We start from the raw sequence: 21,745 nt of genomic DNA on the forward strand, positions 1-21,745 counted from the left end.
CCGGTCTCAACCAGCCTTAATTCCTGAGTCTCGAAGGATCAGCCCAGCTTTTGATATTATCAAAAAGCCCTGCATAGAGTAATGGCTTCGCGGTTGGACCACTTTTAGAGAAGTTTGACCACGGAATCCACCGATTCTCTGGTGTGGGTCTAGAAGGCAGCGGTTGTCCTGCGAAGCAACCTTTCGCGTCTTTTGGCTAAGTGACGTTCCGCCTATGCTGATCCGGAATGAACCCGCCACTGTCCGGAATGGCGAGGGAACGCTGGTAAATCTGGAGAACTAGGGCGAGGTAGGTCTGGAGCCTACCATTTGGCGGCAATCTGTTCATGATTTGTTTTGGTTAACCGATAATACATCTAGTGATTTCTGTCCTAACCAGGTTAGTTCAACACAGTTTCTGGAGTACCCAAAAAGTGCTACAATCTGGTTACCTAGACAGACAACGCTAGATAATATTGAGGTTACACCCATATGCTAAACAAGCTCGTCATCCACAACTACCGCGTCTTTCATGGCACATTTGTTGCCGATTTTAATGACGATATAAACATTATTGTAGGAAATAATGAATCGGGAAAGTCGACAATACTTGAGGCAATCAATCTGGTTCTCACAAGGCGCATTTACGGGCGAACGCTAAATGACAGAGACCTATCGCCGTATCTTTTCAATCGCGAAGTTGTTGAGGAATATGTGGCAGCATTGAAGAACGGCAAAAAGCCGCCTCCGCCATTAGCGTTCCTTGAGGCCTATTTGTCTGACGCTTGTGAATTGGAGATACTGCGCGGTAGTAATAATTCGTTGAAGCAAAATGCAATTGGTGTGCGTCTGGAGATTACTCTGAACCAAGATTTTGCTGCAGAGTATGAGCAACTTCTGGCGGATAACGATTGGAATAATGTACTGCCCACAGAATTCTATACCGTGACGTGGCGCTCGTTCGCGGATGCCCCTGTCTCCTACAAAGGGCTGGGTGTCGGAGTATCCTTTATTGACACCACAACCATTCGCCTCCAGACGGGTACTGATTCATATATTCGAGATATTTTGGATGAACACCTCCATGCGAAAGACCGAGCGGCGCTCTCCTTAGCGTATCGCAGGCTCAAGGAGCAATTTAGCAAAGAAGACTCTATAGTCTCTATTAATGAGGTGTTAAACAAAAAGGGAGGAGGTGCCCCGTTATCACAAAAACCTCTTTCCATATCAATTGATATCTCGCAGAAGGCAAATTGGGAAACCCACCTAACACCACACCTCGATGAGTTGCCATTTCAGTTCGTCGGTAAGGGCGAACAGAGTATGCTCAAGATCATGCTCGCTCTCGAAATGAATGCCCATAAGTCCAATATTATATTGATTGAGGAACCGGAGAACCATCTTTCTCACGGAACCATGCGCACCCTGATCAACCGTATGAGTGAGCGCTGTGTGGGCAAACAAATGATTCTCGCCACCCACAGTGCTTATGTATTGAATAAGCTTGGACTAAGCAGTCTGCTGCTACTCGCGAATCAACGTGTTATCCGCCTAACGAGCTTATCCGAGGCGACAAAAGAGTATTTCATGAAGTTGTCCGGATACGACACGCTACGGCTTATCTTGGCCGAAAGAGCTATCTTGGTCGAAGGTCCGTCTGATGAATTAATTGTCCAAAAGGCCTTCTTTTTAAAACATGGGGCTATGCCTATTGATAAAGGGGTTGATGTAATAAATGTTCGAGGATTGTCTTTCAAAAGATTTCTTGATATCGCAATTGCGTTAGGTAAAACAATCTCAGTGGTTACCGACAACGACGGCAATTATGACGCCAATATAACCAGAAAATATAAGGATTATAGCAATAATCCCAACGTGTCCATATTTGCTTCTGAAGACAACTCCCTTCCAACGCTTGAACCGCAGCTTGTTCGTAGTATTGGATTGGCCACCATGAACACAATTATTGGAACAGATTTCGCATCCGAGGACGATCTAATTATCTACATGACAAAGAGTGAAAACAAAACAGATTCTGCACTCAAATTGTTCGAGACTGATCATCAACTTAAGTTTCCCAAGTATATTCAAGATGTCGTCGAATAACACTCTGTACATAGCTGCGGCGGGATCGCGTAAGACGACGCGCATTGTCGAGCAGGCATTGGCCGTCACGTCCGGGCGTGTACTCATAACAACCTACACAACCGAGAACCTGGAGCAAATCAGAAAAAGAATTCTTGAGGCAAGAGGATGTATACCATCCAACATTACAATACAATCTTGGTTGTCATTCTTGCTGATACATGGAGCCAGGCCATTTCAAAATGTGATCCTGGGCAGGAGAATAAGATCAATAGATTATAATGAGCCGAATAGGTATAATTCCAGAGCCAACCCCGAGCGCTACTACTTGGACAGGGGAGACAATATATACAATCGGCATTTGAGCGATTTCGTGCTCCGATGTAATAGCGCCACTAGCGGCAGTGTGATCAAAAGGCTTGAAGGGATATTCGAGTATATCTTTGTTGATGAAGTGCAAGATATGAGTGGTTACGACCTAGATCTTCTGCAACTCCTATTTGAGTCCAGGATAACGTTGGTTGGAGTAGGCGATCCAAGGCAATGGATTTACTCTACCAATAATTCTTCGCGTCACAAGAAATATCGAGGCTCGGAAATATCAAAGTGGTTTGACCACATGAAAAGCTCGGGGCTGTGCGAGCTCATTCACCACAATGAATGTTACCGGTGCAATCAAGTGATTTGCGATTTTGCAGATGCCCTCTATCCGTCATTTGTTCCGACGGTGTCAAAGTATACAGACTTAACTGGTCATGACGGCGTTTTTACTCTTCGTAGTTCGGACTTGGGTAACTACATGATGCGTTTTGCGCCGACCATTCTTTGCTACGACAAAAACGCAGAAACTTATGGACATTCAGCACTTAATTTTGGGCAAGCAAAAGGTATGACATATGAGCGTGTGGTGATCTGTCCGACGGGTCCTATAAGAGCTTTTCTAGAAGGAGGTGATGCTCAAGCCTTGAAGGATATTTCTCGGGCGAAGCTGTATGTAGCTATAACACGAGCGAAAAGTAGCGTCGCCTTCATCTACGATGGCAGGAAGAATGTAGTGATTCCAGAATTCATAAGCGATGTTGAATAAGCATTTATTGCCTTCGAAGACAACTTTACCCCTCTTTACTTTCCTCTCCACCTCGCCTAAACTGTCTCCATGACCGTGGCCCCTGCACCAACGCCTCCAACAACCTGGTCAAAAAAGTTCGAGTCGTGGTCAGTGATTGGGCACAAGACATAAACAGAAAAATCTGTTAGGATGTCAAAGTTAAATTGTTTGCGGTCGTAGCTCAACTGGTTAGAGCACCCGCCTGTCACGCGGGAGGTTGTGGGTTCAAGTCCCATCGACCGCGCAAAATTAGACCCCCTTTTGGGGGTTTTAATTTTGCGCGGTCGAAGCAAGTAAACTGCTTTACTTGCGGTGGGACTTGAAAGTCGGAAGTATGTTTTTCTAGCTAGAAAAACAACTGAGGTGGGGTCGAGAAATTTTAGGAGCGACGGCGACTAAAAGATTCGTGACCAAGACTATCGACCGCGCCTCATTAAAAAACTTTTGTCTAGTTCTTTATTAAATAAAGATTGTGATATTATATTCAGTATATGGAACAATCACCAGAACAGGTTTACTCTCCTTTAGAAGAACGTATGCGTATGTTAGAAGGATCTCTAGCTGATAGAGAAGCTTCTCATAATCCAAATACTCTAAAAAGAGTGAGACAAGTTTTGGGGTCTGCCTAAATCGATATGAACTTACGAGACTTGATTGCTGAACAGTTGAATCTGACTGCTATTTCTCCTGCTGAACAGGACTTGTTTTTGGCACGAGTGGAAGATGTTATTTTACGAGAAGTAACTTTGGAGGTTTTGGAAAAATTACCAACAGGAGACCGAGAAGAATTAGAGGGCTTGATTAGTTCAGCGGATGATCCGACCATTTTGTCATTTATTCGATCTAAGTTAAATGACTTTGATAACCTACAAAAACAGGTAGCTGATAATATTCTTAAACAGTTTTTAGCTTAGTTTAAATTTAGTGGTACGCTGTGGTGTTTTTTTGTTGGGATTGAAAAACCACTTTTTTTGTACTACAATCTTTTTGTTTGCCATTGTAGCTCAGCTGGTAGAGCACTCCCATGGTAAGGGAGAGGTCCCCGGTTCAATCCCGGGCAATGGCTCCGTTATAAACTAATCTACTTAAGACTATAGGAATAGAAAATGGTGGTTTTGAACAGCTTGAGAAAAGCCCAGAAGATTTGAAGATTGAAATAGTTGAAGCTTTTTTAAATGGTGGACCTGAAAATAACGAGGCGATTGGCCTGGTCGGCGAATGGTCGGCCAAACAAGAGGCAAGGGTGATTGAGGGATTGCTAACTCCGGTTGATTTTGAATTAGAGAGGTTTAATTTATTTAAAGAATCTGGCCTCATGGATTATGCTGAGGAAGCTCTTCGTGATGCTTGGCGGATAGCTTCTGGTGAAGGTGATCAAGAATTGGCTGACGGAATTAGAGATAGATTTATGGAAAATGGTTTTCTTATCCCTGAAGGTGAATAAAAGCCACCTTAGCTCAGTTGGTAGAGCATCTCACTCGTAACGAGAAGGTCCGCGGTTCGATCCCGCGAGGTGGCTCAAACCAGTTTTAGTTGGTCCTGTGCTATAATTTTATGACCATTATGTTTTTGAAACTTACCTCAACTGTTTACTTGGTTATTTTATTGGCCATATTTTTGCCCACTGATCAGATTTTAGCTCAGGAATATTTTTGTTCTACTGGAATTAAATATAACGTCTGGGCTGGTATAAAAAACAACAAAGATGTTATGTCGGCGCAGAAGTTTTTGGTTAAAGAAAAATATTTAACAACCACACCAACCGGAAATTTTTTTGACTTAACAAAAACAGCTGTCTATAACTGGCAAGTCAATAATGGTTTAAATCCGACTGGAGTAGTGGGGTCACTCACCAGGCAAGCTATGAATTATAAAATTTGTCGCAATGTTGGAGAAAGTTCGGTTGAGTATCATTTGTCACCTTCAGTGCCGGTAGGAATTTTAGCGTCATCGACCAAAGCTGTTGTCTTAAACGTGCCGTTGTTTGAACAAAGCTACCCACTATCTTGCGAGGTGGCTAGCTTACAAATGGCTCTTGCCTACAAAGGTTTGGCTGTATCGCAAGAAATTTTAGCTGAAGAAATAGGAATTTCAGCGCCGTTTGGACAATCTGTGGTGGGTGGCAAATTGGTCTGGGGTGATCCCGATGAAGCTTTTGTGGGAGATATCAAAGGTTATATGCGTAAACTAAATGGAGATTTTATTGGAGCCACAGGTTGGGGTGTCAATAATGGTCCAGTTGGTAAATTGGCTGCAGTCTATCGGCCTGGTAGTGTAGCTAAAAAACAAGCTGAGGTGGAAGATATTAAAAAAGCCCTTGATCAGAATAAGCCGGTAATTTTCTGGCATGTTCGAGGTGGTCAGCCGGGAGTGGATTTTAAATACAGTACACTTGCTGGTAAATCCGTCACCATGGTTCAAGACCATGTGGCTTTGATTGTCGGTTATGTTGAGAAACCAGGTTTAACTATTTATTTGATTAATGATCCTCAATTTGGACGGATTTATTTACCCGAAGCAGTTTTTTTGACTTGGTGGGGTGCTTATAATAATGACATGGTGATTATCTCTTAGTCGATCTCGACTAGAGTACGACAGTGGTGTATCTTACTTGATATGTCTCAAGAAAAACTTGATTTAACGCAAAAAATTGAAGCCTACGAATTGGCAATGCAAGAACCAGATTTTTGGACTGATAAAGATCAGGCTCAAATTGTGATTAAAGAGTATCAAGATCTAAAAGATAAATTAGCGGGAGTGGGTAAATACGATAAAGGGGATGCAGTGATGACTATTTTTTCTGGAGCGGGAGGAGATGATGCTGAAGATTTTTCTCGGATGTTGGTAGAGATGTATCAAGCTTTTGCTAAGAGTCGTGGTTTTGGATTTATTTTAATTCATGAAAATAAAAACGATCATGGAGGCTATCGTAATATCACTATGCAAATTGAAGGCAAAAATGTGTATGGTATACTAAAGCATGAGTCTGGAGTGCATCGGTTGGTGCGGGTGTCGCCATTTAATTCTAAATCGCAACGCCACACTTCTTTTTCTTTAGTGGAGGTTATTCCAAAATTTGAATCGACTAAAGAAATAGATATTCCAGAACAAGATTTGAAAGTGGAGTTTGCGCGTTCGAGTGGCCCTGGTGGTCAGAACGTTAACAAACGTGAGACGTCGGTCCGCCTGACTCATGTACCGACCGGTCTAACTGTTCACTGTGAATCAGAGCGAAGTCAGCAGGCGAATCGTGATCAAGCTCTTACTATCCTCGAGGGTAAGTTATACAAACGAATGGAGGAAGAGAGGGTAGCTCAGGAACAGAACATGTACATTAGTAAAACGACAGAGATTGAGTGGGGTAATCAGATTCGATCTTACGTGCTTCATCCCTACAAGATGGTCAAAGATCATCGAACAGAAGTGGAAACTAGTGATGTGGAGGGAGTGTTTGATGGAGAAATAGACCTTTTTTTAGACGCAGCCAAAAATCTTTAAATTATTTATGATCTACTTTGATAAAGTTAGTAAAATATATTTTGACGGCCAACCAGCTTTGGATGAAGTGTCATTCACGGTGGAGCCGGGGGAGTTTGTGTCAGTAGTTGGCCACTCTGGAGCTGGTAAAAGTACTCTCCTAAAAATGATTTTAGCTGAAGAGAAGCCTAGTGCTGGGAGTGTGTTTTTTGAATCAACCGATATTCATTCTCTATCTAAACGGGCGATTCCACACTTGCGTCGTCGGATTGGAAGTGTCTTTCAAGATTTTCGTCTTTTACCCCACAAAACAGCTTTTGAGAATATCGCTTTCACTATGGAAGCTGCTGGTCGGTCTGATGAAGAAGTTCAGTCTGATGTCCCTCACGTCTTGGAATTGGTTGGTCTGGGTAATAAGATTTGGCATTTTCCCTACGAATTATCTGGAGGTGAACGTCAAAGAATAGCGATCGCTCGAGCGATCGTGAATCAACCTGATTTATTGATTGCTGATGAACCGACCGGTAATCTCGACCCTATTAATGCTCAAGAGATTGTGGAAATTTTCCGCAAGATTAATGATATTGGAACGACAGTTATCTTAACTACTCACAACAAGGATGTGATCGATAGTTTGAGTAAAAGAGTGATCACTTTAGATCGAGGTAAGGTGATCCGTGATGATAAGCATGGTAAATATTCAATCTAATTTTTTAATATGTTGCTAACTACTTTAAAACGCATTATTAAATCTGGCTTCGTTAATTTCTGGCGGAATAAGTCTGTGACTATCGCTTCCTTGTTTGTTATGTGTGTAACTTTGTTTGTGATTGGTTCATTGATTTTAGGTGGTAAGTTTCTCAACTCGACGCTGGATGATATAAAAAATAGAGTTGATATTAGTGTGACATTTAAATCTGACGCCAGTGAAGAAGCTATTTTATCACTGAAAAAATCAGTCGAGCTGTTGCCAGAGGTCAAATCAGTTACTTACACTTCTCGCGAGAAGGAACTAGAAGACTTCCGGACTCGTCACCAAGACAACGCTCTCTTGATTCAATCACTTGATGAGGTGGGGAATCCTTTTGGAGCCCGAGTGGCGATCTTGGCACGAGATCCATCACAATACGAAAGCGTGTCTAAGTATCTCCAAAGTCAAAATGGGGGTGATGGTTCGGGTATTATTGATCAGGTTAGTTTCAAAAAAGATATTATTGATAAATTGTTATCGGTCATTGCTACTAGTCAAAAAGTCGGTTTTATTGTCAGTATTTTATTGATAGTGATGTCTATTTTGGTCACCTTTAACACTATTTCATTGGCCATCTACACCTCCAAGGATGAAATATCCGTGATGCGTCTAGTAGGGGCTAGTTCGTTCTACGTGCGCGGTCCATTTTTAGTAGAGGGAATACTAGCTGGCTTGATTGCTTCGCTTCTAGCTATCGTTTTGCTCTATCCAATGTCCGTCTGGGTACGTAATGCTACTTTAGGTGTTTATGGTGGTTTGGACATGGTTTCTTTCTATGTCAGTAGTTTTGCTCAACTCTTTTTGATGCTACTTGGCTCTGGGGTGGTTTTAGGTCTAATTTCTAGCTTCTTGGCAACTAGAAAATATTTGAAAGTGTAGTCTAGTTGGTTATCCACTCTCCTCACCCTTTTGACTGTGGTATAAAGTAGAAGTTAATCTTCTATTTAGTTTCTATTTATGGCTAAACCCAGACAGAAATATATTTTTGTACTTGGTGGAGTGATCTCCGGGGTTGGCAAGGGCGCTACCACTTCATCTATTGCTGCTATTCTCAAGTCACGTGGTTTCAAGGTCAATCCGATTAAGATTGATCCTTATTTGAATGTGGACGCTGGCACAATGAATCCAATTGAACACGGTGAGGTTTTTGTACTGGATTCTGGTCTGGAAACTGACCAAGACATGGGAAACTATGAGCGCTTTTTGGATCAAACATTGCCAGCTGAAAGTTATATGACTTCAGGAATGGTTTATAAATACGTGATTGATAAAGAGCGAGCTCTTGGTTATGCCGGTAAGTGTGTTGATCCGTTACCGTATGTGTCAGCTGAAATTTTAAGACGAATCCAAAAGTCGGTTGATAAAACTGGTTCGGAAATAACGATTGTCGAAATCGGAGGAACTGTCGGTGAGTATCAAAATGCGATTTTTATTGAAGCGGCTCGTATTTTGAAATTGAAACATCCGGAAGATGTGGTGTTTGTGTTGGTTAGTTATCTGCCAGTGCCTGGTAAGTTGGGTGAAATGAAAACTAAGCCGACTCAATATGCAGTTCGCAGTATGAACTCTTATGGTGTGCACCCAGATATTATTGTGGCCCGAGCCGAACATCCGATCGATAAATCGCGCAAAGAAAAACTGGCTTTTTCTAGTAATATTCCAGTCGAAAGAATTATCTCCGCTCCCGATATTAGTAGTATTTACGAAATACCACTGAACTTTGAAAAAGATAGTTTATCAGACACGATTTTGAAATTGTTAAAACTTAAAGCGCGTCACAAAGATTTGAAAGAATGGCGGGCGATGTTTGAGAAAATGCAGACCGCTAAAGAAGTGGTTAATATTGCGATTGTTGGTAAATATTTTAAAACCGGAGACTTCGTTTTGAAGGATGTTTATATTTCCGTCATAGAATCGCTCAAGCATGCTGGTGGAGCTTTGGGTAAAAAGGTGAATATCGATTGGTTAGATTCGGAAGATTACGAAGGGGTGGCTGGCAAGAAAAAATTAGCGGAATTAAAAGCCTATGACGGAGTTTTGGTGCCGGGTGGTTTTGGTTCACGGGGGATTGAAGGGAAGATTAACGTTATCCAGTTTGTCCGAGAAAACAAGATTCCATACTTTGGCCTTTGCTACGGTATGCAGTTGGCTGTCATCGAATATGCGCGTCACAAAGCCGGTCTGGCTGGAGCCAATACCACTGAGATAGATAAAGAAGCTAAACACAAAGTGATCGACATTATGGAAGATCAAAAACAGAAAGTGAAAGATGGTAATTTTGGAGCGAGTATGCGTTTGGGATCTTATCCAGCTCACTTGAAGGGTGGGACGGTGGCTCGGGAGGCTTATAAAAAAACCGAGATAAGTGAAAGACACCGTCATCGTTTTGAAGTGAACCCAGAGTATATTGCTAAAATAGAAGAAGCTGGTCTGATTTTTTCTGGGACATCACCTGATCGACGCTTGATGGAAATAGCGGAATTACCAAAAGAAGTTCATCCGTTTTTTGTGGGGGTTCAATTTCACCCAGAACTAAAATCTAGTCCCTTAAATCCACATCCTCTTTTTACGGCTTTTATTAAAGCATCTGTCGGGCGTCGACGCGAGTCTAAAAAATAATATTACTTTTATGGCCAGTTTGTTTGTAATTTTTCATTTGTTTGGTGTGGCTCTAGGGGCTGGTGGAGCTTATTTGAGTGATATCTTATTTTTCCAATCCATCAAGAATAGACATATCTCTCAGACGGAGTTAAGATTTTTGTCTGTGGGTAGTAAAATGGTTTGGATTGGATTGTTTATCCTGTTTTTTTCTGGTTTGGGTTTGTTTCTTCTGGATATCGAAAAATATCTAGCCTCAACCAAGTTTTTGACCAAGATGAGTATCGTTTTAATAATTTTTCTCAATGGATTATTATTCGAATTTATTCATTTTGGGCACTTGCGTTTTCACGCTAGTAAACACCTTCACTCTTTGGAAAAGTTTATTGCTAATAGTCCTTGGTTGATGGTGAGTGGAATAGTCTCGATCACGTCATGGTCTTTTGCTTTAGTTTTGGGTAGTTTATCAGCTGTTCCGTATTCTTATAGTCAGATTATGATCTTTTACGGATTAGTTATTTTAGTGATAACTATCGTTTCGATGGGGTATTTTAAATCTAGGGGTTTTCTTGGCAAGTGAGATCTATATTGTTAGAGTGTTTATTATATATTGCCGGATCGTCTAATGGTAGGACATCGCCCTCTGAAGGCGAGTATCTTGGTTCGAATCCAAGTCCGGCAACCGCCAATTTTTAACGAACAAAGTGATTATAAAAATTGATTGTTAAATATGAACCCCTCCAACAACGCACTGAATAGAACCTATTTCATCGGTGGACCACCTCGTGTGGGAAAAACAACATTGTCATATGCTTTAGCGGAAAAAATAAAAGGTCATGTGGTTTCGACTGACGCAATCAGGAGTGCCGCCAAAAAGGCTTGTCTAGATAAAACCGGAGCTTTATTTAGAACTAATAAAGATAACGATCTAACAGAACAGGAGTGGCTAGATAAACACCTTGGCAACCCAGATCTAATACTAGATGATCAGAATAAGGAGTCTGAAGCTTTCTGGAGTTCGATCGTTTCTTTTTGTAATACATTCAGTGAAGATAGTGCTAATCATATTGTCGAAGGAGTTGCTTTGTTGCCTCATCTGGTGGCGGGGATGAAAAATAAACCCTCACATGTTATTTACTTGGGTAATACTAACCCAAACCATATCCAGTCGATGATTGAATTTGGTCAGAAGTTTCCGGAACAAGATTGGATGGCGGCTATGGGGTATAGTAAAGAAAGAATTGAGATAATGGCTAAGTTTGTAAATAAAATGAGTGTATATTTTAAAACAGAAGCTGAAAAATATGGGTTTAACTACTATGAAATTGACGACAATAATTTCAACGAGTCGATAGATAAAATTATTCAAAGCTTGAATTAAAATAAATCATGAAATTAATTACCTTGAATACTTGGGGTGGTCAGTTGGCTAAGGAGTTAGAAGCTTTTATAAAAAATCAGTCCGATACTGGTATCTTTTGTTTTCAGGAGGTTTTTAATAATGCCAGTAAGGTGAATATTGATCCTGGCTCGGCTTTATCTTTGGTGAACCTAACCAATATATCCAAAGATTTTTTTCAGGATATTGAAAGGTGGCTGCCCAACCATCGGGGATTTTTTGTAGATTTGTTTGATAATCTTTATGGGCTAGCGATCTTTGTGAAAAAAGATTTAGCAGTTATTGACCATGGGGAAGTGTTGGTCTATGAAAATCCTAATTTCCCAGACCCGGAGCATGCGGATGCCGATCATAATCGGAAACTGCAATGGATTAAAATAAATTTAGACAATAAAGAATATTACATCATGAATGTTCACGGACATTGGACTGGTGTCGATAAAAATGATAATCCAGCTAGACTTGAGCAGTCGACAAGAATTAAAAAATTTGTGGACTCAGTAAGTGGAGAGAAAATTTTATGTGGCGATTTTAATCTAAATCCTAATATTGAGAGTGTGGCTATTTTAGATGAGGGAATGGTTAATCTGATTAAGACAAACAATGTTACTTCAACTAGAACTAGTTTGTATACCAAAGAAGCTAAATTTGCTGATTATATTTTTGTTACCCCGACGATTAAGGTATTAGACTTTAAAGTGTTGCCGGAAGAAGTGTCAGATCATGCGGCTTTATTGCTCGAGATTTAATTTTCTTTAGAAGGAAATGATAATTTGGGTAACAACTAAACGTATAAAATTTTCTGTCTACTTCATATTCGGAAGATTGGGTTGATTTATAGACTTGACCAACTTTGAATAAAGTTAGATGATGGTTCATATAAGACCATGATTAAAGAATACATAGAATATTTGAAAGATAATCCAGACCACTTGTGGTTTAAACGTAAGCTCTATGGGTGGGGCTGGACTCCGGCTACCTGGCAAGGGTGGGTGGTGCTACTTGGTTATATTGGTCTAGTCTTTTTATTTTCTCTTACTGTCGACGAAAGTTCTCCGGTCAACGAAGTCTGGTTTACTTTTTTACTCCCAATCACCTTTCTTACTTTCACATTAATTCTTATTTGTTATCGAACTGGAGAAAAACCTCGCTGGCAATGGGGGAACCCAAAAGTAAAGAAATAATGCGTGGCTAGAAGCGGGTGAGTAGGTATAACAGGAAGTATTGTTGATTAGTTTTTCATATTAGACTTTATGGAGAGTATTTGATAATTCAGAGCTTGGGTTTTTTAAGAAATCTTCTGGTCGATAATATAGGGGTGATCTGGAGGTGGGTTTAAACAATCTTAAGAAAAACCGTCTAGCTACAAATAGCTAGACGGTTTTTCTTAAGATTACTTTTTCTTTGGTTTTTTCTTTTCTTTCCTTGCGCCCATGCCTTTGGCCATATGATATTAAAATTAAACTAATATCTCGAACACCAGTTAATTATATCACCACTGTAGTTTAGATGGTGTTAATAACTGGTAGGCGAGGGGATTAATTTAGTATATAATCAGAGTATGGCAAAAAGATTAGCGGTCAATACCAAAAATAAAACTTCTCGATCGAAGAAAACCAAGAAACGCTTGGCGGTCAAACACGCAACTAAGGCGGCTAAAGCAACCAAGAAGCGCGGGTAGGGGAAAATATGAAAGACAGGAGATATTGGCTAGTTTTTAATTACTAGCTGGTTTTGTTGTATTTTCAGCTGATAAAGGTTAGAATAAAGCGTCTTCTAGAGTTGAGGACAAAGCACACAAAAAAGTCGAATTCTCTAAATTTACACTACATAAAGATATAAAAATCACTATGCAAGGTACTATCAAAACACTTACAGACAAAGGCTTCGGCTTTATCTCTCGTGAAGGTGAAAGTAAAGACTTGTTCTTCCACTCAAAGGAATTGCGAGGCGTAACTTTTGACGAATTACGAGAAGGTGACGTTGTCACTTTTGAAATCGTTCAAGGTGAAAAGGGTCCAGCCGCTGTAAACGTTGCTCGCGCGTAAGCAAAAGCAAAACCAAAACACCCCTAACGCGTAAGCGTTAGGGGTGTTTTTGTATGTCTTAAATTGGTGTATCATTTAAGTATATTTAAATAATAATTTTTAATCTTATGTCCCTATCTCGTCGTAAAATACTATTAGTAGTCTGGTTTATATCGGTTGTGGCCACAGGTGTCCTTGTTTTTAATGGCTCTGGAATTATGGCTTACGGTTGGGCGGCTAGTTTAGCTTTGATTGCGATCTCCCTAGGGGTACCATTGATGAGAGCTTTTACAGAGTTTTCTAAGTAAGATAAAACTTATTGGCCCGTCTTTAGTTGTATGGGTGATTATAAATTTAATTTAGAAAAATGAAAAACAAGACTCTAATTGTAGGCTTGATAGGGTTAGTTTTTTTGGTAATTTTAATTTTGGCAGTACCACTGTTTTTGAGTAAGTCTGGTCTATTAACTAGTAGTTCGTTAATTAGTACTAATTCAAGTACTACTTTTGATAAAACTATTACTGATAAGGTGTTCAGTTTAAAATACCCATCTGTTGATTTTGGGGTAGTCACGTTTGGTCAGTCGATCCCGTTACAGTCTTATATTCCAGCTTGTGAATCTGATTTTGATTATTGTTTATATTTTACTGGGTTAGAATATAAAGGGACCAATCTAGAAAGCGCTGGTTTACGGGTTAAGAATAGAACTGATTTGAACACTGAAAAATTATGCTTGGAGACACCGGCCACCGGCCAAGGGCGCGAGACACCACCTGTTAGCACGGTGTCTAAAGATATTTACTCTGCTTCATTGTTTGCACCAACTGGTGATGCTGGAGCTGGACACTATGCCAGCGGTTTGGCTTACCGTTTCTTTTATCGCCAAAATTCTAGTTGTTATGAATTGGAGACCAGAATTGGTCGGACTCAGTTTATGAATTACCCAGCCGGCACAATTAAGGAATTTACCACTACTGATCTAATGGCCCTACAAAACAAAATTAAAGAGATAATTCTTTCATTTAGTTTGCCAGGCCTGACGGAGGTGATGTTGCCGTAAAAGAGATAAACTAAGCTTTTTTCTGAGCGTAGATACAGACACTGCGGCGTTTGAAAGCTTGACCTTTACTTTTATGGCGGTGAGATTTGAGGATTTTGTGAATGAAGAAGTAGGGCGATAATAAATCAATAATTTCATCTTCGGTTGAGACGTGTTCTGCTACGCCGATGCGAGGATGAATATAAGAACCTTTTTCTTCAGCTGGACTTTCTTTAAGTAAACGTTTGGCGTTTTCGTCCTCATCTAATAAGAAGGTTTTGAAAAAGAAAAAACCATCTGGGCGTAAGACTCGGTTTATTTCTTCAACTAAACTTTTTCGCTCATCAGCTTTTAGGAAGTGAGAGGTCATCATATCCATAACAATCATTTGAGATTGGTCGCCGGCAGAGAGGGGTGGAGCAATAGATCGAGCTTCGTAGGTTAGTTGCCAAGCTTCACTTTTTTTGCGAGCTTGTTTGATAGCTTCCCCGGAAATATCATAACCAACACCGCGGGAGCCAAAAGTCTTTGCCAAATACAAAAGATTGCGACCGTTGCCACAACCAAGGTCTAAGACCGACATGGTGGCGTTGAGGTGGCTGTAGCCGTATTCGCGCTTCAACCAATTGGTGAATTTGATCATGTCTTCACTAGGGTCGTCAGAAATAGCTAAAAAGCCCTCCTTCTTGTATTCGTTGTCCCAGAAGTTGCCACCCTTTTTCCCATTCTTGCGATAGTTGATGAAATTTCTTTTCATTTATTTAATTATAGCATAAAAAGTCAGCTTAGACAAGTTTAGTTTAACTTTAAGCTAAGAGGGTGTTATAATTTGTGGTATGGAGACTATTGCTAAAGCAGACATTTTCTTTTTAATTACTAGTTTAGCTGTGATTATTATTACCTCGGTTATCTTGGTAATTGGTATATATGTGATTCGTATCTTGCGAGACGTGCGGGCTATTGTTGAACATCTCAAAGGAATTGGCGGTAAGGTGGAAGATGAGTTTGAAGATATTTATGCCGATTTGATGAGTCGCTGGCCATTGCGGGTAATTTTTAAGCCCAAAAGAAAAAATTCTAAACACTAGCCTCGTTCTGGGGGCATGATATTATTAAGTGGGCGGAATTATCAGAATTACTAAAGTAGAATATTTATGACTAAAAAACAGACAAACAATTCAGGGGTGAAAAAAGTGGCAGCTGCTGGTGTAGTGGGGGCGGGAGTAGCCGCTCTGAGTGTGGGGGCTTATTTAATGTTTGGACCAGACGCTAAAAAGAATCGCAAGATTGTCCGTGGCTGGGCAGTGAAGATGAAAGGTGAAATTATTGAGAAATTAGAAAATGCTAAAGAAGTAACTGAGCCAGTTTACCAGCAAGTGGTTGATCAGGTGTCTAAAAAATACACCGCTCTAAAAAATGTTGATCAAGCTGAATTAATGGCAACAGTTAACGATATTCGTAAGCAGTGGGGTCCGATTTTAAAACACAGTAGTCCTAAAAAGAAGGTGGCTAAGAAAATAATTAAAAAATAATTATTCTGTAAGTATGTTAAATAATAAAACCTCCCCGGCTTAAGTCGGGGAGGTTTTATTATTAGACAAGCGTAGACTACTCGCTTTAATCAACTTTTTTGGTATACTCGAAATACTTATGATTTACGAAACTGTTTACTTATACGGACGACACGCTCTCAGTGAAGCTCTAAAAAACAACCCAGTGGCGGTGTTGAGGGTGTTTGTGGTGGAAGGGAGTGAAGATAATAAATTGGTTGACCTGATCAAGAAAAACAATATTACCCTAACTAAAGTTAAAATAAATGCTTTACCTAGAGGGGTTGATCCAGAAGCTGTTCATCAAGGTTATATTGCCGAGATTAACTTAAAGAGTTTGGTTGTTGATTATAGTGACTTTATTAGTTCGCTTAAAGTGACACCAGATACTGCCTTGGTGTTATTGGATGAGATTCAAGACCCACATAATGTGGGTGCGATTATTAGATCGTCGGCTGGTTTTGGAATTGCGGGAGTCTTGGTGCCAGAACATAATCAAGCCCAGATCAGTGGTTCAGTTATTAAAGTATCAGCTGGGATGGCCTTTCGGGTGCCGCTGGTGACTATTGGAAATGTAAATAATACTGTTCGTGATTTGAAGGAGAAAGGTTTTTGGATTTATGGTTTAGACGAAGATGCTGATCATCCTCTCCATCAAGAAGTTTTCGATGCTCCAACTGTTTTTATTTTGGGTAATGAAGCTAAGGGGATTAGGGAAAAAACCAAGGAACTGTGTGACATTAGATTAGCGATTGAACTCAATCCACAATGTGAGTCGTTGAATGTGGCCGCTTCCACCGCAGTGACTTTGTACGCTTGGAGCAACCAACATCAATCTGTTTTAAAATAATATGTCTGACATTAAACTTGTCGGTTTTGACTTAGATGAAACTTTGACTACTAATAATAGTTGGGTTGATTTGAATCGGGGGATGGGAATTACAATTGCAGAGGATGAAGAATTATACCGAGCCCATGTGTCGGGTGAATTACCTTATAAAGACTGGTTAGATAAATTGACTGCTTTGTATATCAAAAACGGGCTAGCTAGTCGAAAAAATATTATTGATATTCTAAAACAATATTCCTTGAGAGAAGGTGTACGCGAGTTGATTATTGAGCTTAAAGCTAGAGGGTATTATACAGCTGTTATTTCTGGTTCGAGTGATGTGATGGTAAATTTAATTAAAGCAGATCTAGGTTTGGATTTTGGGTTATCCAATAACACTCTGGTTTTTAATGAGGATGATATTTTAGTTGAAACTGTGACTGTTGGTCTAGACACTGAGGCTAAAAATGAATTATTAAAACAGTTGTGCAGTTCTTTAAGTCTTGATTTAACCCAGTGTTTATATGTTGGTGATGGGCACAACGACCTGGGGGTTTTTGCCTCTACTGGCCATGGAGTGACTTTCAGGGGGATGAAAATTGAAGATAAAGCCTGGCGAGTGATTGACCACTTTTCCGAAATTCTGCAGTTAATTGACTAATTTGACAAGTGCCTAGTTTTGATATATAGTAATAGACATAAGCACATCTTAACGTTTCGTTTTTGAAATTAATCCTTTTACTAGATTTTCGGAAACGGCTCCAGACTGAGCTCTAAGTGGCTGTTAGTCTGTCGAATATACGAAGAGACCGCTTCTAAAAATTTATGGAAAACAAACGCAATTTTTCGCGCCCAGCGCGATCTGGTTATAGTTCTAACTCTAGTTTTCGTTCTAGTCGACCACCTTCAACTGGTGGTGGTTTTCGTGGTCGCCCTAGTAGTCGTAGTGGTGGAAGTAGTCGGGGTCGCGGTAAGGGCCAAGGTCAGTACCTAGATTTACGAGTTTTTGTTAACAAGGCGGTCATTGTGGAAGAAGTAGAACATTTCTTACCGGAACACAATTTTACTGATTTCTTAATTGAAGACAAATTAAAGCAGAGTATTACTACTAAGGGCTATATTGCTCCCACCCCGATTCAAGATCGGATCATTCCTCATATTTTAAAGGGTCAAGACGTAGTTGGTATTGCTAATACCGGGACTGGTAAAACAGGAGCTTTTCTAATTCCTTTGATTAACAAAGTATTAAAAAATAAAGAGGAGAAGGTTTTGGTGGTGGTGCCGACTCGTGAATTAGCTATTCAGATCAACCAAGAGTTGAAAGGTCTAACTCCGATGATGAGTATTTTCTCAGTCGTGTGTGTTGGTGGAATGAACATTCAACCGCAAATTCGTGATTTACGTCACCATAACCAATTTATTATTGGGACTCCTGGCCGAATCAAAGATTTGATTGATCGCCGAGCCCTCGATCTGTCCAATGTTAAAACAGTGGTTTTAGATGAAGCTGATCGAATGTTGGACATGGGTTTTATTGGTGATATGCGTTTCTTGATGACCAAGATGTCAGCAGATCGTCACACACTTTTCTTTTCAGCTACTATGTCTAAAGAAATTGAACGATTGGTTCACGAGTTTTTACGTGAGCCGGTCTCTATTTCAGTGAAGACTCAAGATACTTCAAAGAACGTTGATCAAGATATTGTAAAGATGAAAGCTGGTCAGGATAAAGTAGAAGCTTTAAGAGATTTACTAATCCAGACTGGTTTTAATAAAGTTTTGATTTTCGGTCGAACTAAACATGGGGTAGAAAAATTAACTTCTAGTCTATCTAGATTTGGTTTTAAAGTGGAATCAATCCACGGCAACAAGAATCATGTTCAGCGACAACGAGCCTTGAATGCTTTCAAGGATGATAAAGTTCAAATTCTAGTGGCTACTGATGTGGCCGCTCGTGGTTTGGATATTGTGGGGGTCAGTCACGTGATCAACTATGAATTACCGGCTACCTACGAAGATTACATTCACCGTATCGGCCGAACTGGTCGTGGTAATATGAAAGGCCAAGCTCTTACTTTTGTTGATTAAACATATCTAAAAAAGCTAATTTATATAGCGAACCTAAAAACAATCACTTAGAAGTGATTGTTTTTAGGTTCGCTAAGATAGCTTTTGGGCTAAATTGGGTGGAATCAAACTGATAGTGGTCAGGTATTCCTTATAGATCGACTTCTTGGTACAATAGCCGGATATTAATATTTAAGATTGAATTTTATGAATAATTTATTTTGGACAGTTTTGGTGTTGTTAATAATTGGTGGCGCGGGTGTTGTTTATTTTACTTCTCCTAAATCTATTCCCGATCCGATTCAAAATATTGCCACTACGACCCAAGCGGTGGCGACTACTTCGAGTTCTGGTGAGGTGGAAGGTAAAAAACTAGTGGATGGTAGTTATGTTTTAGACGCTAGTAAAACCTCAGCTACTTGGGAGGGGAAAAAGGTGATTTTGGCTAATTGGATTGATCGAGGAACTATTAAAATCTCATCAGCCGAGGTGTCAGTGGTTGGAGGAGAGATCAGTAAAGGACGAATTGAGGTTGATATGAACTCAATCTCAGCTAGTCAAACAGGGTCAGGTAGTGGTACCGATCGCTTAAACGGCCATCTTAAATCAGATGATTTTTTTAATGTCGAAAAGTATCCTAAAGCTGTTTTTGATCTTGATCGATTGGATAAAGGGGAAACAGATGGTACTTTTGTAATTAAGGGCCGACTAACTATTAGAGATGTGACTAAGCCGATTGATATTCCAGTGAATATTAAACAAGAAGGTTCAGCTTTGATGGTGACTGGTAAAGCAACAGTGGACAGAACTGTTTATGGTGTTAAGTTTGGTTCCACTAAATTCTTTGCCGATCTAGGTGATAATGTGGTTGGTGATACCTTTAGTTTGGATTTCAATTTAGCCTTAAAAACCAAGTAAATTTTTAAAGGTGAGTTGAAAGGGGCAACCAATTATTTGGTGGCAGGGAAAGAATTGACTAAAACAAATTTTTAAGTTACTATACAAAAGCGAGGCGTGCTTCGGAGAGGCGCCTTTTCTTTTTCAAAATATGGAAATTCGTAACATTGCTATTATTGCTCACGTGGACCACGGTAAGACGACCTTAACTGATGCTATTATGCGTCAGACAGGAGCGGCCGTTGAGGGAGTAAGTATGGATTCAAACGCTCTGGAACTAGAGCGGGGTATTACTATTTATGCTAAAAACGCCGCTGTTTTATACAAAGGAACCAAAATCAATATTGTTGACACACCAGGTCACGCCGACTTCGGTTCAGAGGTAGAACGGGTCCTTCGGTCCATCGACTCAGTTATTTTGGTGGTAGATGCGCAAGAAGGTCCAATGCCCCAAACTCGATTTGTGCTTAAAAAATCTCTAGAATTAGGTCTTAAACCATTGGTGGTGATCAATAAGATAGATAAGCCGGCTGCTGATCCAAAACATGTGGAGGAATTGGTATATGAATTATTTCTAGACCTAGGAGCTTCTGATGACCAACTTGATTTCAAAACTATTTACGCGATTGGTCGTGACGGTGTAGCTAAAAAATCTTTAGATGACGAATCAAAAGATTTAACACCTTTACTAGATTCTATTTTAGAGAATGTGCCTGTGGCAGCTGGATCAGCTGAAGCACCTTTACGTTTCCAACCTTTTAACTTGGCTTATGATAATTTTTTGGGTCGTCTAGCGGTGGGACGAGTTTATGATGGAGTTATTAAAAACGGCGATACAGTCTATGTTAAGGAAATTAATGGTAAGAGTTATAGTGGTAAGTTAACCAAACTCTTTACTTTTAAAGGTCTAGCTCGGGAAGAAGCAACTCAAGCGGAAGCTGGAGATATTGTGATGATTTCTGGTCTACCTGAAATTTATATTGGTGACACGGTTTGTGGTGGTCCTGACGTTGAAGCTCTACCAGCTATTAATATTGATGAACCAACCATTGCTCTCAACTTTTTGATTAACAACTCACCTTTTGCTGGCCGAGAAGGTAAGTACGTGACCACTCGTCAGATCCGTGAACGATTAGAAAGAGAGTTAGAAGTAAACGTCGGTTTGCGAGTTGATTTTACTGATGCTGAGGTCTTTAGGGTTTTTGGTCGCGGTGAATTACACATTGCTATTTTGTTAGAAAACATGCGTCGAGAAGGTTATGAAATGCAGGTTTCCCAACCACAAGTAATTATCAAAGAGGTTGATGGTCATAAACATGAACCATTTGAAGAGGTAACTATCGACGTACCAGCTGAAATGCAGGGTGCAGTAATCGAGCGTCTAGGTCAACGAGGTGGGGTTATGATGGATCTGAAAGCTCATCACGGGGTTGTCCGTCTAACTTTTGAAGCTCCGACTCGAGGTTTGCTTGGCTTTCGTAACCAGTTTATCGTTGATACTAAAGGTGAGGGAATTTTCTCTAGTCGTTTCTTAGAGTTCCGCCCTTATTACGGAGAGATTAGGAAAAAGGCGACCGGCTCGATGACCTCGATGATGTCTGGAAAAGCTCTGGGCTATGCTCTGTGGAACTTACAAGACCGGGGGGTACTCTATATCATCCCAGGAACTGAAGTATATGAAGGTATGGTGATCGGAAATACTGCTAAGGGTGATGAGATGGCTGTGAACCCAATTAAAGGTAAACAATTAACAAACATGCGGGCTTCAGGAACTGATGAAAACGTGATGTTGGTGCCCCCATTTGAAGTTACTATTGAACGTGGTCTAGAAATTATGACCGGTGATGAATATCTTGAAATTACTCCAAAAAGTGTCCGCTTGCGTAAGCAATTTCTAACAGAATCAGAACGATCAAAAGGAAAGAGAAAAGATTAAGTT

25 protein-coding genes and 4 tRNA genes are annotated in these 21,745 nt (G+C 40.2%); 28 read left to right on the top strand and 1 reads right to left on the bottom strand.

All coding sequences use genetic code 11. The annotated features are described in order from the left end of the window. The first annotated feature begins 471 nt into the window (after window positions 1-471). The 21 genes from K8Q91_00595 to K8Q91_00695 all read left to right on the top strand — a co-directional run bounded on the left by K8Q91_00595 (window position 472) and on the right by K8Q91_00695 (window position 14,484). Entirely contained in the window at window positions 472-2,085 is a 1,614-nt protein-coding gene (locus tag K8Q91_00595; protein ID MCE9628488.1) for an AAA family ATPase, read from the top strand. A 352-nt stretch (window positions 2,086-2,437) separates the two neighbouring features. Then, on the top strand, window positions 2,438-3,151 hold the full coding sequence (locus K8Q91_00600) for a UvrD-helicase domain-containing protein (protein ID MCE9628489.1): 714 nt from the start codon (window positions 2,438-2,440) through the stop codon (window positions 3,149-3,151). 191 nt (window positions 3,152-3,342) lie between these two features. Then, a tRNA-Asp gene (locus K8Q91_00605) sits at window positions 3,343-3,416 on the top strand. 247 nt (window positions 3,417-3,663) lie between these two features. Beyond that, complete coding sequence (locus tag K8Q91_00610; GenBank protein ID MCE9628490.1) at window positions 3,664-3,801, top strand: hypothetical protein; 138 nt, start codon at window positions 3,664-3,666, stop codon at window positions 3,799-3,801. Between the two features lie 6 nt (window positions 3,802-3,807). Then, window positions 3,808-4,086 carry a hypothetical protein gene (locus K8Q91_00615; GenBank protein ID MCE9628491.1) on the top strand — a complete coding sequence of 93 codons (279 nt, stop codon included), beginning with the start codon at window positions 3,808-3,810 and terminating at the stop codon, window positions 4,084-4,086. Window positions 4,087-4,165: 79 nt separating this feature from the next. Further along, a tRNA-Thr gene (locus K8Q91_00620) sits at window positions 4,166-4,238 on the top strand. A 78-nt stretch (window positions 4,239-4,316) separates the two neighbouring features. Beyond that, a complete protein-coding gene (locus tag K8Q91_00625) occupies window positions 4,317-4,616 on the top strand; it encodes a hypothetical protein (protein ID MCE9628492.1) in 300 nt (99 codons plus the stop codon). A gap of 2 nt (window positions 4,617-4,618) precedes the next feature. Further along, window positions 4,619-4,691 (top strand) — tRNA-Thr (locus K8Q91_00630). A gap of 35 nt (window positions 4,692-4,726) precedes the next feature. Beyond that, complete coding sequence (locus K8Q91_00635; protein ID MCE9628493.1) at window positions 4,727-5,746, top strand: C39 family peptidase; 1,020 nt, start codon at window positions 4,727-4,729, stop codon at window positions 5,744-5,746. A gap of 42 nt (window positions 5,747-5,788) precedes the next feature. Next, window positions 5,789-6,670, top strand: a complete 882-nt coding sequence (locus K8Q91_00640) for a PCRF domain-containing protein (protein MCE9628494.1) — start codon at window positions 5,789-5,791, stop codon at window positions 6,668-6,670. A gap of 7 nt (window positions 6,671-6,677) precedes the next feature. After that, entirely contained in the window at window positions 6,678-7,358 is a 681-nt protein-coding gene (gene ftsE, locus K8Q91_00645; protein ID MCE9628495.1) for a cell division ATP-binding protein FtsE, read from the top strand. 9 nt (window positions 7,359-7,367) lie between these two features. After that, entirely contained in the window at window positions 7,368-8,279 is a 912-nt protein-coding gene (locus K8Q91_00650) for an ABC transporter permease (GenBank protein ID MCE9628496.1), read from the top strand. 78 nt (window positions 8,280-8,357) lie between these two features. Further along, the gene (locus K8Q91_00655; protein MCE9628497.1) at window positions 8,358-10,019 is read left to right on the top strand and encodes a CTP synthase; all 1,662 of its coding nucleotides are present in this window, start codon (window positions 8,358-8,360) and stop codon (window positions 10,017-10,019) included. Window positions 10,020-10,029: 10 nt separating this feature from the next. Beyond that, window positions 10,030-10,578 (top strand): hypothetical protein, encoded by a 549-nt coding sequence (locus K8Q91_00660; GenBank protein MCE9628498.1) that lies wholly within the window; start codon window positions 10,030-10,032, stop codon window positions 10,576-10,578. Window positions 10,579-10,609: 31 nt separating this feature from the next. Next, a tRNA-Gln gene (locus K8Q91_00665) sits at window positions 10,610-10,680 on the top strand. Between the two features lie 48 nt (window positions 10,681-10,728). Beyond that, window positions 10,729-11,379, top strand: a complete 651-nt coding sequence (locus tag K8Q91_00670; GenBank protein ID MCE9628499.1) for a hypothetical protein — start codon at window positions 10,729-10,731, stop codon at window positions 11,377-11,379. An 8-nt stretch (window positions 11,380-11,387) separates the two neighbouring features. Next, window positions 11,388-12,146: an endonuclease/exonuclease/phosphatase family protein gene (locus K8Q91_00675; GenBank protein ID MCE9628500.1), complete on the top strand. Its 759-nt coding sequence runs from the start codon at window positions 11,388-11,390 to the stop codon at window positions 12,144-12,146. Window positions 12,147-12,284: 138 nt separating this feature from the next. Beyond that, complete coding sequence (locus K8Q91_00680; GenBank protein ID MCE9628501.1) at window positions 12,285-12,581, top strand: hypothetical protein; 297 nt, start codon at window positions 12,285-12,287, stop codon at window positions 12,579-12,581. Window positions 12,582-13,247: 666 nt separating this feature from the next. Continuing rightward, window positions 13,248-13,445 (top strand): cold shock domain-containing protein, encoded by a 198-nt coding sequence (locus tag K8Q91_00685; GenBank protein MCE9628502.1) that lies wholly within the window; start codon window positions 13,248-13,250, stop codon window positions 13,443-13,445. A gap of 107 nt (window positions 13,446-13,552) precedes the next feature. After that, window positions 13,553-13,732, top strand: a complete 180-nt coding sequence (locus K8Q91_00690) for a hypothetical protein (GenBank protein MCE9628503.1) — start codon at window positions 13,553-13,555, stop codon at window positions 13,730-13,732. A 59-nt stretch (window positions 13,733-13,791) separates the two neighbouring features. Next, a complete protein-coding gene (locus K8Q91_00695; protein MCE9628504.1) occupies window positions 13,792-14,484 on the top strand; it encodes a hypothetical protein in 693 nt (230 codons plus the stop codon). A 10-nt stretch (window positions 14,485-14,494) separates the two neighbouring features. On the opposite strand, the gene K8Q91_00700 is transcribed toward K8Q91_00695, so the two are convergent. Continuing rightward, entirely contained in the window at window positions 14,495-15,220 is a 726-nt protein-coding gene (locus K8Q91_00700; protein ID MCE9628505.1) for a class I SAM-dependent methyltransferase, read from the bottom strand. A gap of 79 nt (window positions 15,221-15,299) precedes the next feature. Between K8Q91_00700 and K8Q91_00705 the strand changes: the two genes are divergently transcribed. The 7 genes from K8Q91_00705 to typA all read left to right on the top strand — a co-directional run bounded on the left by K8Q91_00705 (window position 15,300) and on the right by typA (window position 21,742). Next, window positions 15,300-15,551: a hypothetical protein gene (locus tag K8Q91_00705; protein ID MCE9628506.1), complete on the top strand. Its 252-nt coding sequence runs from the start codon at window positions 15,300-15,302 to the stop codon at window positions 15,549-15,551. 66 nt (window positions 15,552-15,617) lie between these two features. After that, a complete protein-coding gene (locus K8Q91_00710) occupies window positions 15,618-15,995 on the top strand; it encodes a hypothetical protein (protein MCE9628507.1) in 378 nt (125 codons plus the stop codon). 118 nt (window positions 15,996-16,113) lie between these two features. After that, window positions 16,114-16,863, top strand: coding sequence for a 23S rRNA (guanosine(2251)-2'-O)-methyltransferase RlmB (gene rlmB / locus K8Q91_00715; GenBank protein ID MCE9628508.1), 750 nt, complete (start codon window positions 16,114-16,116; stop codon window positions 16,861-16,863). Between the two features lies 1 nt (window position 16,864). Continuing rightward, on the top strand, window positions 16,865-17,503 hold the full coding sequence (locus K8Q91_00720; protein ID MCE9628509.1) for an HAD-IB family phosphatase: 639 nt from the start codon (window positions 16,865-16,867) through the stop codon (window positions 17,501-17,503). A 164-nt stretch (window positions 17,504-17,667) separates the two neighbouring features. After that, a complete protein-coding gene (locus K8Q91_00725) occupies window positions 17,668-18,930 on the top strand; it encodes a DEAD/DEAH box helicase (GenBank protein ID MCE9628510.1) in 1,263 nt (420 codons plus the stop codon). Between the two features lie 186 nt (window positions 18,931-19,116). Further along, window positions 19,117-19,827 (top strand): YceI family protein, encoded by a 711-nt coding sequence (locus K8Q91_00730; protein ID MCE9628511.1) that lies wholly within the window; start codon window positions 19,117-19,119, stop codon window positions 19,825-19,827. A 130-nt stretch (window positions 19,828-19,957) separates the two neighbouring features. After that, window positions 19,958-21,742 (top strand): translational GTPase TypA, encoded by a 1,785-nt coding sequence (gene typA / locus K8Q91_00735; protein ID MCE9628512.1) that lies wholly within the window; start codon window positions 19,958-19,960, stop codon window positions 21,740-21,742. Window positions 21,743-21,745 lie beyond the last annotated feature (3 nt).

This window comes from Candidatus Vogelbacteria bacterium (genome assembly GCA_021414225.1).
Taxonomy (GTDB): domain Bacteria; phylum Patescibacteriota; class Minisyncoccia; order Phycocordibacterales; family XYD1-FULL-46-19; genus JAIOOX01.